The organism is Flavobacterium branchiophilum FL-15 (genome assembly GCF_000253275.1).
In the GTDB taxonomy this organism is placed as follows: domain Bacteria; phylum Bacteroidota; class Bacteroidia; order Flavobacteriales; family Flavobacteriaceae; genus Flavobacterium; species Flavobacterium branchiophilum.
Genome location: NC_016001.1, coordinates 668,532 through 684,194, shown reverse-complemented (window position 1 = coordinate 684,194; position 15,663 = coordinate 668,532). Strand labels below are relative to the sequence as shown.

Here is a 15,663-nt window from a genome sequence, read left to right as displayed (position 1 = left end):
AAATCTATTCTAAATTTTTCAATTTTTCACATTAAAATTCACCTTGTTTATTGAAATTTATTGAATATCAGTCAATAATTCTACTTCAGCATTCGGATTAAATAAATACAAACGACCACTACTCACTTCCAAACATTCGTATCTTTTGGTGCGAACGGCAATTTTTTTAAAAATTTTTCCATTTGAAATACGAAAAAAACTACCATAAGGCAATTCAAATACAAAATGCAAATCGTTTTGAGGATCAAATTGTTTTAATGCCAATGATAAGGTAGCATCTCTGTCGCTACTGGCTGCGGGGTTTTTAAAATGCCTAGCCAATAAAGGCAACAACGAACTCGGAAAAATTTCGGGTCGAATAAAAGGCAACATCGTATGCTGAAAAGTGTGTTTCCATTCTATCCCATGAGGTTTAATGTGCCGGCCATATTTTTCAAATGCCACCAAATGAGCCATCTCATGTATCAATGTAATCAAAAACTTATACGGATTCAAATTAGAATTGACGGTTATTTGATGCCGCCCATCCAGTGCCCGCCTGTAATCGCCATGTCGGGTTTGTCGTTCATTAACAATTTTCAAATGAACGCCGTGTTTAACAATCAAATCAAAAACAGGTTTTACGGCTTGCTCTGGCAAATATTTTAATAAAATGTCGTTCAACTGATACAAATTGTTTTAAGGATTAGCACTCGAAACTTGCAAAGTTTTGCCATTGTAATAGCGCTGACCTGTCAAGGTAAACTCCATTATATAAGTAGCCATTTCCTTTGCCGTCAATGGTGCTTCATAACCAGGAAAAGCCTCGGCCAACATTTCTGTTTGAACTGCCCCCAAAGCCAGTACATTAAAACAAATTCCCGCCGTTTGATACTCCTCTGCCAACAATTCACTCCAGGTAATCAAAGCCCCTTTACTAGAACTATACGCAGATAGTCCCGCAAATTTTAAACTCCCCTGAATACCTCCCATCGAACTGATAGACACCACATGACTGCCTTTGTTCATATAAGGCAACACAATTTGTGTCAATTGGGCTACTGCAAATACATTTACTCTATAAACCCTTTCAAAATCTTCCATGGTAGTCAATTCAAATGGCTTATGAAGCAAAGTGCCCGCATTGTGTACTAAAGCATCTACCGTGTTCATGTTTTCTTTCAAAAAATCTGACACAATTTGCCAATCAGTTGTCTTCGAAAAATCAACAGACAAACAACTAATGCCTTCTATAGCCATCAAAACTGGCGAAATTTGTCTAGAAAGTGCCAAAACCCGATGCCCTGCCGCAGCAAATTGTTGTGCAAGTTCAAATCCAATGCCTCTACTAGTACCCGTAACGATTATATTTTTCATTTATATCAATTAATTATTTCAAGTAACCACTCCAAAAGATTCAATACAAACAACCTTTTCTATAATAGTAGCTTCTTGTTGGGCGTGCCCCTCCGTAAACTACGGGTCGGGCTATTCGTTTCAATCTTTTTTGTTTTTTAAAGAAAAAAACAAAAAAGGATTTCCACTGCTATCCCTCACGCAAGAAAAACCATAACACTAAAAATAATGTTAGCAAATCGACAGCCGCATTTTAAAAACAGTCCATCAGGGCAAAAATAAGAAAAAAAGATTTGATTTAAAATTAAAAATACTTTCTTTTGTATAAACTTTTATCCCTAAAAAAAATGGCCCACAACATCACTTTCAACATAGCCCAACAAGCAGATATCGAAGGAATTTTAGCACTCCAAGACAAATATTTAGTAACAAATATGTCCGAGGCCGACAAACAAAGAGGTTTTGTTACAACCCCTTTCAGTATAGCACAACTCAATACCATAATAGCCCAAGAAGGTTTGTTTGTTGCAAAAGACAATCAAACAATAATAGGCTATATTTTTGCAGGAAGTTGGCACTATTTTAGCCAATGGCCCATCTTCAACCATATTACAGCACTGTTCGACCAAATCCAATTTGAAGGCAATACACCAACAATACACAATAGCTTTCAATATGGCCCAATTTGTATCGATATAAAATATAGAGGTACAGGACTTATCAAGCCTTTTTTTGAATTCATGCGAAGTAATATGGTAAAAAAATATCCAATATCCCTTACATTTATCAATCAAATAAACAAACCATCATTTGTAGCACACACCAAAAAAATACAATGGCAAGTCATTACAGAATTTAGTTTCAACAACAATCAATACTTTTTATTAGGCTACGACATGAATAAAGAGTTAGTTTAATTAATATATTTTCTTATACAATAAACTAAATTGTTGGTTTTTAGCAGGTAAATTAATTTTAATAGTTTGGTTTTTCATATTCGTTTCACACACAAATTGATGGGTAGCACAAACAAAATGTAATGAAGGTTTTTTATTATTTTCAAAAAAACACCTCCCATGATGGCACAAAGTATGATGAGGCAAAAAATTAAAGAAAAAATTACCATCAGCATCAATAGTCAAATGATATTTGGCAATTCGATTGGAGGCTATGTCCAAATTTTCAACGGCCTCAAGCTGGTAGGTGCCTATAATGGGTACATTTGCAGCCGGACTTGAAACCGAAAACAAGTGGTAATGAAATAAATAAACACAAAACAAACCAACAGGAAAAAACATCAGCTTTACCCCTTTTTTTTGTAACAGATTGGTATAAATAGTTTTTTTGGAATATAGCAGGATGATCCAAAACACAAAAGTAATAAACAATAAAATAAAAAAAACCGTACTCATTTTTTCTTTATTAAATACTATACCAAATATACGTGTAAATTTGAGGTAAAAACAAAATAAACAGATACATTCAGTACGTGAAAAACTGCCGTTTAATATTTTTCAAAAGTAATAAAAACATTAAAATAAAATAGCATTTATTTACATTTTTTTATAAAAAAAGAGGCACTAAATCCTCTTAAAATGTTATCTAAAAACTTTTTGATAAATCCTTAAGAGATGTGAATGGAATTGGTTTAACTCATTGGATTTTATTTTTTATAGGTATTCGTTGATTACAATTCATTGCTCTGCTTACAGGTGCGAGGAAATGCTAGATGTTAAGAGAAGTTTTATTTGTTCATTTCGCTTCTCAACTCTTGTATTTTCTCAATTGTTAAACTTGTCAATTTAGAAATTAATTCATTCGATAATCCTTCAATAATGCCGTTTTTAGCAATTTCAACTTTCTCTTTTTCTCTAACGTTAAACTCAGCCTCTGTTTGCAAAGAAAACAGTTCACTTGCTTTTAAATGCAAGCTGTCCAAATAGCGGTTATACCCATATTGGTCTTCTTTTTCAAGACGCATAATGTCCAAAACTTCATTGGCTTCTTTTAACCCTTTTGCTTTGAAACAGTCTTTTACTTCGTTGTTTTTCAAGAAATAAACCCATTCGTCCAAAGTATCTTTTGCAACATCATTGAATTGATTTACTTTGAGCAAATAATATTCAGGAAAAATATTGGCAACTTCTTGTTTTGCAAATGTTTTCTTTTGTTTTTCAGATAATCCCAAAATATCGTTTTGATGTAATCCTTTGAATTCGGTTTTACCACGATAGATATAATCTTGCCCTTGTCCGAGGTCAAAATAGACGATATTTATGGAAATTACTTTCTTAATTTCCGAATATTTTTGTCCAAGATTTAAGTTTTCTGAAATGGTTTTAGAAACACCATAAGCCATTCTGTGGAAGTAATCAATTTCATAAGAACTTTGAATTTCTATGACGATGATTTCATTTTTAGAATTATGCGTCAATATATCTACACGATTGAATTTATTGTCATCGTATTCCTGATTGCTTTCGCTTTCTAAAATTTGCTCGATTTTGATGTTGTCAAATAATAATTCACTCAAAAAACCTTCAAGCACCACAAAATTGGCTTTATTTCTCAAAAGTCTTTTGATTGCCCAATCGAATCTAATTAATGTTTTACGCATTCCTTAAAATATTTGTGCAAAAATACGAAATATTTGTTTCAGTTTTTGATTAATATTTGATGTTACAATTTTAGAAAATATTTTTTTTAAGAAATAGAATTACGTTAAACCGCTTGAAGAAACGAGGATACGTTTCATTAACAGAACTTTACATCCAACTTAATCCATCTCTTTGCGAACCGCCGAGTACGTGACCCGTACGCTCGGAGGTGTACACAAAGTTTTATTTGTTTTTTTAGGATTTCGTGAATGTGAACATTTGAGAGGCTCTCCCTGCTAGTTTCTGGCAGGGCAGTCTACTCGATTAGGCGTTCGTTTTTTCTATCTGTTTATTTTTTCTACTCCATTCACTCCACGAACCGACATATAGCTTTGGTGTTTTCATTTCTGCATATGTCAGTGCTAATAAAGTATGACAAGCTGTTACTCCTGAACCACAATGAACTATAATGTTTTCATTGCTAATATCTCCAAATATTGTTTCGTATTTATTTTTTAGTTCGTTGGGTTTAAGGAATAATCCGTTCTGGTCTATATTTTCCGTAAATGGAACATTTATTGCGCCTGGAATATGTCCTGCAATAAAATCGATTGGTTCGGTTATTCCGTCATATCGTTCTTTGTCTCGAACATCAACTACTAAATAATTCGGATTTTGCGATACGTTTCCTACCTCGTCAATTTCGATTATTGGTAAATTCCATTGGTCAAACTGATATGGTTCTGAAGTTCTTTTAATGTTTTCGGTTTTCGAACTCAATGGAAAATGTAATTCTTTAGCGGTCTTTAATCCGCCATTTAATACTTGTACTTTTTCGTGTCCAATTGATTTTAGCATCCACCAAAATCTTGCAGAAGCATTTGAGCCATTTTTATCATCATAAATAATAATATGCTTGTCATTGGAAATGCCTAAATCTGTCAAAGTTTTTGCGAAGTTTCCTATTTCGGGTAATGGGTGGCGTCCACCGTCCGAAAAGTCGGTTTTAATATCTGCTAATTGAGAATTTAGGTCAACAAAAAAAGCACCTTCTAAATGTTCTGTTTCGTAGTTAGCTTTAGCATTTTTATTGTTGCTTACATCGAATATCATCACGTCAGGATTTTTGTATATTTTCATTAATTCGTTCACTTCTATTATTGGTGATATTCTCATATTTTTCTTTAAATTTCTATTTCTGTCGGTGGTTCTGCAAAATTCTAACTAACGTTTTATTAATGTTTTGTAAATCAATTATTTACAATAATTATTATTTATTATTCCTCTTAATTTTTTCGCTTTCGTACCGTTAGCTTAGGGGGTCAGGGCGTGAGTCTAGGGGGAATGACGCCTAACGGTCGGGTATTTGCGAAGAAGCGGTTAAATATGCCGAAACTTCGTTTAAGCACCAAAGTTAATAAATAATTCATAAACTTCGGTAAAGCACTTAACCCGCTTTTTTGCAAATACCTTGTTGGCAGATCGGTTTTATCTATATTTTATTTCAATTAAATATTAAGATTTACTATTATTTTCATATATTTTTTGTAGATAATTATTATTTTCCATTTTTATATATGGATCGTTTTCTCCAAAATAATTATCAGTTATTTTATACGTTTTTATTGAATCATTTTTCAGTTTTATAAACAAGTAATATTTTGGTATAGCTTTCCGTAACTCTGTTTTATTAGATTCATTTATCATTTTCACAACTTTTTCAATTTGTTCTTTGTCTAATTTAACAGATAAAGTGTCTGAATATCTTTTTTTGATTTCAACAATTTCAATTTCAGAACTATTAATTCTAGATAATCCATTTGTACTAGTTCCTATTCCATTTTTACAAGAAAAAATTAAAACTATTATTATTAAAATAAGAAATTTGTTAATTTTCATCTATTATTTTTTGTCATTTTTTTACGTTTTCTCAAACTTTCTACCAATGTCAGTCTGTGAAAAAACTAACTCAAAAAAGATATAGAATTCGGATACCTATCGGAGAAAATTCCATACAGCCAATTCTCAAAGACTCATTTTGAGTTTTTTCACGGTCTGACGGCAGTCTGTGAAAAAACTGCCGTTAAATATTTTTCAAAAGTAATAAAAACATTGAAATAAAATAGCATTTATTTACATTTTTTTATAAAAAATGAGGCACTAAATCCTCTTAAAATGTTATCTAAAAACTTTTTGATAAATCCTTAAGAGATGTGAATGGAATTGGTTTAACTCATTGGATTTTATTTTTTATAGGTATTCGTTGATTACAATTCATTGCTCTGCTTACAGGTTCAAGGAAATGCTAGATGTTGAGAGAAGTTTTATTTGTTCATTTCGAGTCTCAACTCTTGTATTTTCTCAATTGTTAAACTTGTCAATTTAGAAATTAATTCATTCGATAATCCTTCAATAATGCCGTTTTTTGCAATTTCAATTTGGTTTTTAACTTTTTCATCTTCTCTAACTTTGAACTCCGCTTCGGTTTGCAAAGAAAACAGTTCACTTGCTTTTAAATGCAAGCTGTCCAAATAGCGGTTATACCCATATTGGTCTTCTTTTTCAAGACGCATAATGTCCAAAACTTCATTGGCTTCTTTTAACCCTTTTGCTTTGAAACAGTCTTTTACTTCGTTGTTTTTCAAGAAATAAACCCATTCGTCCAAAGTATCTTTTGCAACATCATTGAATTGATTTACTTTGAGCAAATAATATTCAGGAAAAATATTGGCAACTTCTTGTTTTGCAAATGTTTTCTTTTGTTTTTCAGATAATCCCAAAATATCGTTTTGATGTAATCCTTTGAATTCCGTTTTACCACGATAAATATAATCTTGCCCTTGTCCAAGGTCAAAATAGACGATATTTATGGAAATTACTTTCTTAATTTCCGAATATTTTTGTCCAAGGTTTAAGTTTTCTGAAATGGTTTTAGAAACACCATAAGCCATACGATGGAAATAATCAATTTCATACGAACTTTGAATTTCTATGATGATGATTTCATTTTTAGAATTATGCGTCAATATATCTACACGATTGAATTTATTGTCATCGTATTCCTGATTGCTTTCGCTTTCTAAAATTTGCTCGATTTTGATGTTGTCAAATAATAATTCACTCAGAAAACCTTCAAGCACCACAAAATTGGCTTTATTTCTCAAAAGTCTTTTGATTGCCCAATCGAATCTAATTAAAGTCTTACGCATTCCTTAAAATGTTTTTGCAAAAATACAAAAAAATGGCTTTAGTTTTTTAATTCCCTTTAGAACACTCAAAAAAAAGAGGCACTAAATCCTCTTAAGATGCTATCTAAAAACTTTTTGATAAATCCTTAAGAGATGTGAATGGAATTGGTTTAACTCATTGGATTTTATTTTTTATAGGTATTCGTTGATTACAATTCATTGCTCGGCTTACAGGTTCAAGGAAATGCTAGATGTTGGACGATGCTTTTTATTTTTCAGTTGTTTTAATAAAATCGGTTATGTTTTTTGTCCACTCAATTTTGTTTTTAATCAAATAATTTTCGTGTCCTGTATTTTTGTAAATATTTAACTTTTTGACACCTTTTAGATTTGCATAAATTTCGTCAATTTCTTTTCGACTTACGCTTTTATCTTTTTCGCCATAAAGTAATAAAGTTGGACACTTAATATTTCTAGCATATTCAGATGGATTATGACTAAATCCCCAAAATCCATTTTGAATTCCACCCCAAAACAATAATATCCCAGCCATTGGAAAAGTTGGTGCTTTCATTTTGTCAAATCTTGCACAAACTGTTTCATACATTGAACCAAATGGACATTCAATTATTATAGCTTTCGGGTTTATTTTGTTGTCATTTATACATTTCATTATTGCAGCTGAGCCCATTGAAGTTCCGAATAGATATATATTTTTTTCCCCAGTTTTAACTAAGTAATCAAATGTAGTTTTTACTTCACCAGCTTCTTTAAACCCAATGGTTGTTTGATTCCCTTCAGAATTTCCACTTCCCATAAAATCCACTAATAAAGTGTTAAACCCCAGTTTTATAAATTCATCTGATTTGTCAATCATTGATGATTTTTCGCCACCATAACCGTGAAATAAGATAATTGTTCCTTTTGGTTTTTCATTTTTCACCAACCAACATTCAATTTGTTTATTACTTTTCAGTTTTACAACTTTATATTTTTGAGTTGGAAATTTTGAATTTTTTAGTTTAGGGTTATTAATTCCCAAAAATAGAGTTTTTATCTTTTCAATAGATGTTAATTTTTCAGGACTTTTAGTTTTTGCAGAATTGTCTTCCGTAAAATGAGTAAACTTATAAGCGTGAAAAAAAGCAACTATATTCATCATTAAAAAAATGATGAATAAAACTCTTAAAAGCTTTTTTCGGTTATTAAATATTTTCATTTTTTTCATTTTTTCGGTCAAAATATCACCCAACGGTCGGGTATTGCCGAAGGCGGGGGTTTTAGCACAAATGTTTCTAAAAAAGCACCGAAGCCCCGCTTTTGGCAATACCATGTTAGCGGATGGCATTTTTTCCTCTCACTTCATTTAACTTCATTGTCATAGAAATTGCCTCATTTTCAATCCATTTGTCATATTCTTCAATTGCTTTTAATCTAAGGTTATCATCTAAATACCCTTCTTCAACCATTTGTTTAGAACCCGCAACCTTAGACCAAATTCCAACTTTAGATTTAAAATCCTCTCTATGCTTTTCGTAATGTTCGTCAGAATTTATTTTTTCAATTTCTTCCAATCCTATTTCTTTCATTAATGTGGGCAAAGCATCTGCAATTCCATTATTCATTCCTGCATCACTTCTCCATTTTAAGAACGTTTTGTAAAATTCTTTCATACTATTCGGTGGTTCAGGATTCCAAACTAACTTATTGTGATTGTAGTCAAGGATTGAAATTATACCATCAGGTTTTAATAAAGATTTCATTTTTGTTAATGCCAATTTTGGATTGCTTAACCACTGAAGTGTTCTTGCTGAAATTATTAAATCAAATTTTTCATTAGTTTCATAATCAAACAAATCACAATGTATTAGTTCTATGTTTTTTACATTGTTATAGGAATTTTTACCACTTATGATAAATTTCTCTGTATTGTCTATTCCGATTATTTTTCCATTATCACCTATTTTATTTGCAATATCCTTAGAAATTGAACCAGTTCCGCATCCAATATCTAGTATTAGCATTCCTTCTTTCAAAATTGGGATTAAAGTCCTATAATCAACGGCTAAACTACGATTATCAAAAATCTTTGTTGCCTCTTCGTCTCTTTCTATGTGTTTGTTATTTTTCATATTTTTTTAAGGTGATTTTGGTTAGGCTTTCCGCTAACGTCAGTCTGTGAAAAAACCAACTCAAAAAGAGAAAGAATTCGGATACCTGTCGGAGAAAAATTCCATACAGCCAATTCTCAAAGACTCATTTTGAGTTTTTTCACAGTCTGATCGAGTCACGCAGGGGAATTTCACCCCTACGTTCTCACGGAACCGTGCTTGAAATGAAATTCGACGTAGTCAAAGTCTCCCTTCACACGGCTCTTCATAGTACTAAATCACACAAATATAATTATATTTATGGATTTACCTATAACCAATGTAAAAATAAATTAGTTATTGGCTGTGATTTTGTTTCGTAATAATCAATCATCCCATTTCTGGTTGTTAATTGTTAGTAAAACTTACTATGCCTAGCCCTTTGCTCCATACTCATTACAAGTACTTCATCACTACTACGACTAGGTCTGCCCCCTATATCTCAACCACATCCTTTGTTGTCTGTTTCCTCTTGCGATTTGGCAGAACGATATAGAGTTCACTTGTTCCTTAAAACAGCCTATTTATGCGTCTTGCCAACTTAACCCCGGATGCCGTGTATTCAGTAATCAGGTTTCCAATACACCTGGTCATAGGTACAAACGTAACTACCTATTTTTGACATCGTCTTTTGCGCTTACGAGGCTTCATCATTGGTTCAGAGCTACGCTCGCCTCCTTCTAAATAATGTGTTTTTACACATTATTTCTCGGACATGTTCAACTCACATAAACACACCTACAACAATCTTGTTGCCGTTTTTCTTTGTCGCTCACCACACCATAGTTTCCTAATAATGCAGCACAAAGTGGTTTACGGATTATTTTTTAATGTTTTTTTGGTATCCGTGCATCCGCTTCGCTCAAGTAGTAACTACTCCTGAAAGTCGTCACTGAGAGACCTACTCTCATCTGTTTTAAAGCATCAACAACTGCGTTGTTGTTCAAGTTACACACGTTTTTCGGCTTGGCGATGTGGCGGATTTTTAGCACAAAAGTTCAATAGAATTACTGCTGTTGAACCTTGCACAAATGTTTCATAGAAGCACTTCAGCCGCCATATTGCCAAACCGATGTTGGCGGTAGTGCTTATTTTTCAAGCACAATTTTGTCTTTATTTTTTGATTTAAATTGTCTGTTCCAATATATAATGTACACTGTCCCCAAAATTGTTGGCATAATCCAAACTAATGTCGTCCCGATATGAAGTCCAGCAACCAAAAATGCGGTCACAGAAGCAATTAATGCTCCAATCATTCGTCCTAAATGGCTAATTAACCAAGCATTTTTCTTTTCGGTAAAAACTTTGAAAGTTTGAAAATCTCTTATTGTCATAAATGTTCCTAAACCACCAAAGAAAAAATATAAAATACTATTTTCTACTTTCTGAACCATTCCAATAATACCAAGAATTAACATTCCAATTGAAACCAAAAGCATTATTCCAGAAATTAATTTGTCAATCAAGTCCGCTTTGGTTTTAATTTTACTTTTAAGTGTCAATGCTCGATTTCCTGCCAAAATCAGGTAAATTGTAAATATACCGATTAGAAATAAAAATAAATTTTCGTGATTTGGCATTCTGGCCACAAAAAGTGAAATCAATGAACTTATTATCATAGAATACGAAAATATCTTTCCTGTCCTTTTGTGATTAAATCCTCCTTTTTTAACGAAAATACTTATCATTCCTGTTATTAAACCAAGTCCTCCAAAAAATGCGTGAATGTAAATTAGTGTCTTAATTGTTTGCTCCATACTTTGTATTAATTATTTGTCTGTCTGTTATTTGCGTTTGATCGGATAGCATTACCGCCAACGTCAGTCTGTGAAAAAACTGCCGTTAAATATTTTTCAAAAATAATAAAAACATTGAAATACAATAGTATTTAGTTACAAATTTTCATAAAAAAAGAGGCACTAAATCCTTTTAAAATGCTATCTAAAAACATTCGATAAACCCATAAAGTGTTGACGGCATGTAATCGTTTCCATTCAACCCGAGTTTAACTCATTAACTATATTTTTTTAAGTATTCGTTGGTTACAATTCATTGTTCGGCTAGTAGCCGCAACGAAAGGATGGCTGTTTTAGGCAGTATTTAATTTTCCATTTCTCTTTCTGTTCTCGAATAATTAATTTCATCTTTTGAATTTAAAAAACTTTCAAAAACAAGCGTATCGTTTGACACTTTTAAGATTCTGTTTTTATTTAATTTTTTTGAATTCTGAGACCAAGTTATTAAAGTATCTTTTGATAGTCTATATTTTAAATAGAAAACACTATCAATATGGTTGTCAACATAAATACTATCACCATTGATATCTAATGTATGATAATAAGTCCATTTATTCAAATACCATTTTCCATTTAATGCATCTTCATTAATATTCAAACTTTCTCTTTTTTCTGTTTCAATCAACAAATCTTCAGAACTCTTGTTTTTACAAGAGTATAATATTAATCCAAAAAATATAAATATAATTATTTTCATTTTTTATATTAAGTATTTGAATTTAAGGTTTTTGTGCAATATTACCTATAACTAGTAAATACACCAAAGTTATTGCGTTTTAAACATAGTGTATCTACCTTACAAAAGTACAAACAAAAAAACATTTTGCAACTTTTTTTATTAAAAAAAATTACAGGAATAAAAATGAGAAGCAAGAAATTAGATGCAAGTGGTTAGAATCAAGAAATTAGAAGTGAAAAAAGAAAAGTAAGAAGTTTGAAAAAAACTTTGGTGAGTGGAGACTGCCTGTTGGGGGTTACCCGCATGAGGGATAGAGCAAGGCACCATGTGCTCGTGATAGCCCGACGGCAAAAAAAGGAAGTCCCGACTGAAGGGTTTGGCTTGGTGGGGGCTTGCTTTTTTTTGCCGGCATGCCCAAATGATGCTGTTGTTATTGTCGTTATGTTTTTATACTCAATACTGTTGTAATATGGCTTCATTTGTTAGTTGTTGTTTGTAAAATATCTGATATCTTTTAGCCTGTATAATAATACCAAATATACATATAAAATAGTCCAATCTACTTGTTCTTTTTTGCTAAAATTATTCAAAAAAAATAGTTCCGTAGCCCAGCTATGCAACGATTTCATAAATACATTTGGTATAACGCTCATGGTATAAAAAGGGACCTGTTGCACGTTAAAAAATATCCTAAAAAGCAAAAAACCGATAACAAATATTATCGGTTTTTATTTATCTAAAATACTATTTCAATTGCTTCATTGAATCATTTGCATAAGTATTTGCTGGGTCGATTGCAATGGTTTTTGCAAAAAATTCTTTGGCTTTGGCTTTATCTGTATTGGCATAAAAAGCACCAATATGGTTATAAGCCTCTACTACTTTTGTTTTTTGTTTGGTAACTTCTTCGGTTCCTTTTGCCGACACCAAATCTAAATACGATTGATAATCTTTTGCCATGATATCGTCTTTTTCCATCAAGTCATTGATTCTGGCTTTAAATAAAAAGGCATCTTGTGTAGTGGGCGACACTGAAATAACATTGGCAAATGCTGTATCGGCTTTTGTCAATTCGGCAACATTGGGTTTGGTTTTGTCATAACCATAATAAATGGCATAGCCTAAATAAAAATTGTCCATCAAATAATTTTTTTCGTCTTTGTTTGATGCGGCCAATTCAAAAATACTAGCAGCTTGTGCATAACTTTTTTGTTTAAACAACCCACTTCCTATTTCATTCAATTCTTCTGCAATTTTTGGATCTACTTCTAGTGCTTTTTTGATGCTCACCAATGCTTCGTCAAACTTTGCTTGGTCTGCTATTTTATTATCTGTTCCTGTTGCTTTTTTCAATTTGGCAAGTCCTAAAAAATAGTAGTCTCTAGCAATTTTTTTGGTAGCTGGATTGGCAAGGTAATCTTCTAATGATTTGATAGAGGTGTCAATATTACCATTTTGATATGCTGCATAACCCAAATAACGTAAAATTCTAGGATTTACTTTATCCAATTGTTTCATTTTTTCGGCCTCTACTTCTAATGCTTTATAATCTTTTGCCAAAATTAAAAAATCTGCATGTCTCATTCTCGAGTTCAAAGAATAATCCGTCAATGACATGTATTTTTCATACAATCCTAATGCTTTTTGAGTGTATTCTTGATATTTTGCAGCTTCTTTGTTTCCCCATAAATAATAGGTTTCAGCTAATTCTCTATATACTGGGCCATAATTTGGATCTTGAGCCAATACATTGTTGTACTCTCTATCTGCTTCTGGAAAAGCTTTTGCTCCTTTCAACAAAACCCCCATTTGCATTTTGGCTCTCAACAAATTAGGATCTGTTGCCACTGCTGTTCTATAAGCGGCATAAGAGTCGCTTTGATTTTTGTCTCCATAAAAAGCGTCTCCCAAGGCTAAATTTACTTGAGCATCTTGATAATTGATTGCTTTTGCCCGATTCAAAATAGCAATTGCACTCTTATAATCTGGTTTTTCGGCATTCATATATGCTCTTGCTATAAAAACCATTTCTTGCGTGTCTTTCTTACGAGCAGCATTGGTTGCTACACCAAAATTATTTTGAGCCCCAACAGTATTGCCATTGTCTAAATCTATTTGACCTAGTCCAATGTTGTTGTAATGTTTAAAATCTTTGGCCTCTAATCCTTTTTGGAAATAAATTTTAGCCGAATCTTGTAAATTTTGATTCAAATAAATATTCCCCAACAAAAATGTAGCCTCTCCATTTGAAGGTTTGGTTTGAACATAGCTTTTCAATAAAGATTTTGCTTTTTCAAATTGTTCTGCATCGATAGCTCTTTTAGCTGGATCTAATTCTTGTGCTTGTCCATAAGTAGCCGTTGCTACACATGCTATGGTAAAAATTTTAAATTTGTTCATCGTAATTATTCTTTTTTATCGTTGTTAATTGTTTTTCTGACAGAGATATTTCGAGTTGGGATTTTCCAAGGCAATAGGCCTGATTTTAATATGATTCGTTGGCCACGTTCACCCGTCATAAATGAAGCAAAACCCATACCAAGCCCCGAAAATCCTTGACAATTGATAATATACAAATCTCGTGCCAAAGGATAGGTATGCTCTGCAATATTATTTTGAGTTGGCAAATAATAGCCCGACGTTTTCAAACCCTTTACACTCAATACCTGTATATGCTCTTTATATTTTTCGATATTTGCGGTGGGTTCTACTAGCCAATTGACGCCTACTACACCAATGATGCCGCTGTTTTCCGAAACATATTTTATAACCTCTTCGTTTGTTTTAAATGAAAACACACCTTTATCTGGGGTGCTTTGAAGTCCTGCTAATTCATTAAAATACCGCAATGAACTTGAATTTGGATTGTCAAAAACCAATCCTTTAATATTTTTTTTTGAAATGCCTTTCATAAAATCAATAACATCTTGAAGTGCAATCAGGGTGTCGTTGTTATTTTTATTGCCTATTAATGCAATGGCATCTGTTGCAAATGGCGTTACTTTGGGTGTGATTTTTTTATTGATAAAAACATTCGTTTCTAGTGGGGTTAATTTTCTAGTCAAAACAGCCACTTGCATGGTGTCTTTAAAAAAAGCCCGCAAAACTTCTGCTTCCGATTTTGGGACTAATGTAATTTTGGCATCATAATCACTTTCAAAAACCTGAACCTGATCTTCCACAATTGGCAAAATTGATTCGTCCACCAAAATAAACACTTTTCCTTTTAAAATTGTTTGCTCATCTTGCCCCTTTTGATTGCAAAAATACAAAAGACTCAAAACCAACAACGCTATAAATATTTTACTAAAGATTTTCATTTTTTATATTTTATTAGGTTCATCTCAAATTGTCTCGAAAAAACAAAGCATTATCCTTAAGCTAAATTCCAAGTAAAACACCCCATAGATGTAGCACGTTTTGGGCGTTACCCACAAGGGGTCGGGCTTTCCGTTTCAAACAACGTTCGTTGAACTCCAAAAGAAGTGAAATATTGTGAAATAATCATTTTTGATTATCACATTCAGAAACTATATTCTTGCAATACAATACCCCTTTTGGGGGCTGGAGGGCTTCTAAAGGATTCCCGCTGCTATCCCTAACGCAAAATGCTGCATGCAATAGAATCTAGTCTTAGCCTACTTCCTTCAACTCTTGATTATGACTTTTGTCTTTCAACTTTTTTGATTCAGGTTTATATCCATAAATCCACCCTGTTTCTGCTACTTTTCGACTTTCAGGTTTTGTTGCTGATTTCAAATTAATTAATCCTTAAAAAACCTAATTAATCTTGTAAACGCATAAACAATAAGTACGATTCCAAAAGCGGTTCTATAATTGGTTGGCATATTGATGGGAAGTGCTTTCCAAAAAATGACTACCAATCCTAAAATCAGATAGATTAAAAAAAACAAAATT

The 15,663-nt window shown here is 32.3% G+C and carries 15 protein-coding genes; 1 reads left to right on the top strand and 14 read right to left on the bottom strand.

Translation table 11 applies throughout. From position 1 onward, the window contains the following. Positions 1–57: 57 nt before the first annotated feature. On the bottom strand, positions 58–663 hold the full coding sequence (locus FBFL15_RS02930) for a SprT-like domain-containing protein (RefSeq protein WP_014083173.1): 606 nt from the start codon (positions 661–663) through the stop codon (positions 58–60). A 15-nt stretch (positions 664–678) separates the two neighbouring features. Further along, the gene (locus tag FBFL15_RS02925) at positions 679–1,356 is read right to left on the bottom strand and encodes an SDR family NAD(P)-dependent oxidoreductase (protein ID WP_014083172.1); all 678 of its coding nucleotides are present in this window, start codon (positions 1,354–1,356) and stop codon (positions 679–681) included. Between the two features lie 326 nt (positions 1,357–1,682). Here FBFL15_RS02925 and FBFL15_RS02920 point away from each other — a divergent pair, with 326 nt between their 5' ends. After that, a complete protein-coding gene (locus FBFL15_RS02920; RefSeq protein ID WP_014083171.1) occupies positions 1,683–2,252 on the top strand; it encodes a GNAT family acetyltransferase in 570 nt (189 codons plus the stop codon). Here the strand turns inward: FBFL15_RS02920 and FBFL15_RS02915 are convergent, their stop codons facing one another. The 12 genes from FBFL15_RS02915 to FBFL15_RS16965 all read right to left on the bottom strand — a co-directional run bounded on the left by FBFL15_RS02915 (position 2,253) and on the right by FBFL15_RS16965 (position 15,504). Continuing rightward, positions 2,253–2,747, bottom strand: coding sequence for a hypothetical protein (locus FBFL15_RS02915; protein ID WP_014083170.1), 495 nt, complete (start codon positions 2,745–2,747; stop codon positions 2,253–2,255). Between the two features lie 332 nt (positions 2,748–3,079). Beyond that, the gene (locus FBFL15_RS02910) at positions 3,080–3,952 is read right to left on the bottom strand and encodes an Rpn family recombination-promoting nuclease/putative transposase (RefSeq protein ID WP_014083169.1); all 873 of its coding nucleotides are present in this window, start codon (positions 3,950–3,952) and stop codon (positions 3,080–3,082) included. A gap of 304 nt (positions 3,953–4,256) precedes the next feature. After that, positions 4,257–5,108 (bottom strand): sulfurtransferase, encoded by an 852-nt coding sequence (locus FBFL15_RS02905; RefSeq protein WP_014083168.1) that lies wholly within the window; start codon positions 5,106–5,108, stop codon positions 4,257–4,259. 339 nt (positions 5,109–5,447) lie between these two features. Continuing rightward, positions 5,448–5,831 (bottom strand): hypothetical protein, encoded by a 384-nt coding sequence (locus FBFL15_RS02900; protein WP_014083167.1) that lies wholly within the window; start codon positions 5,829–5,831, stop codon positions 5,448–5,450. A gap of 425 nt (positions 5,832–6,256) precedes the next feature. Further along, positions 6,257–7,141: an Rpn family recombination-promoting nuclease/putative transposase gene (locus FBFL15_RS02895; RefSeq protein WP_014083166.1), complete on the bottom strand. Its 885-nt coding sequence runs from the start codon at positions 7,139–7,141 to the stop codon at positions 6,257–6,259. Between the two features lie 247 nt (positions 7,142–7,388). Then, positions 7,389–8,339, bottom strand: a complete 951-nt coding sequence (locus FBFL15_RS02890; RefSeq protein WP_231847487.1) for an alpha/beta hydrolase — start codon at positions 8,337–8,339, stop codon at positions 7,389–7,391. A gap of 115 nt (positions 8,340–8,454) precedes the next feature. Beyond that, positions 8,455–9,252, bottom strand: a complete 798-nt coding sequence (locus FBFL15_RS02885) for a class I SAM-dependent methyltransferase (RefSeq protein WP_014083164.1) — start codon at positions 9,250–9,252, stop codon at positions 8,455–8,457. A 1,106-nt stretch (positions 9,253–10,358) separates the two neighbouring features. Next, entirely contained in the window at positions 10,359–11,027 is a 669-nt protein-coding gene (locus tag FBFL15_RS02880; protein WP_014083163.1) for a DUF2306 domain-containing protein, read from the bottom strand. A gap of 343 nt (positions 11,028–11,370) precedes the next feature. Beyond that, positions 11,371–11,763 carry a hypothetical protein gene (locus tag FBFL15_RS02875; protein WP_014083162.1) on the bottom strand — a complete coding sequence of 131 codons (393 nt, stop codon included), beginning with the start codon at positions 11,761–11,763 and terminating at the stop codon, positions 11,371–11,373. 726 nt (positions 11,764–12,489) lie between these two features. Then, positions 12,490–14,145, bottom strand: a complete 1,656-nt coding sequence (locus FBFL15_RS02870; protein ID WP_014083161.1) for a tetratricopeptide repeat protein — start codon at positions 14,143–14,145, stop codon at positions 12,490–12,492. Positions 14,146–14,150: 5 nt separating this feature from the next. Next, a complete protein-coding gene (locus tag FBFL15_RS02865) occupies positions 14,151–15,065 on the bottom strand; it encodes a substrate-binding domain-containing protein (RefSeq protein WP_014083160.1) in 915 nt (304 codons plus the stop codon). Between the two features lie 313 nt (positions 15,066–15,378). After that, on the bottom strand, positions 15,379–15,504 hold the full coding sequence (locus tag FBFL15_RS16965) for a hypothetical protein (protein ID WP_262493572.1): 126 nt from the start codon (positions 15,502–15,504) through the stop codon (positions 15,379–15,381). Positions 15,505–15,663: the final 159 nt, after the last annotated feature.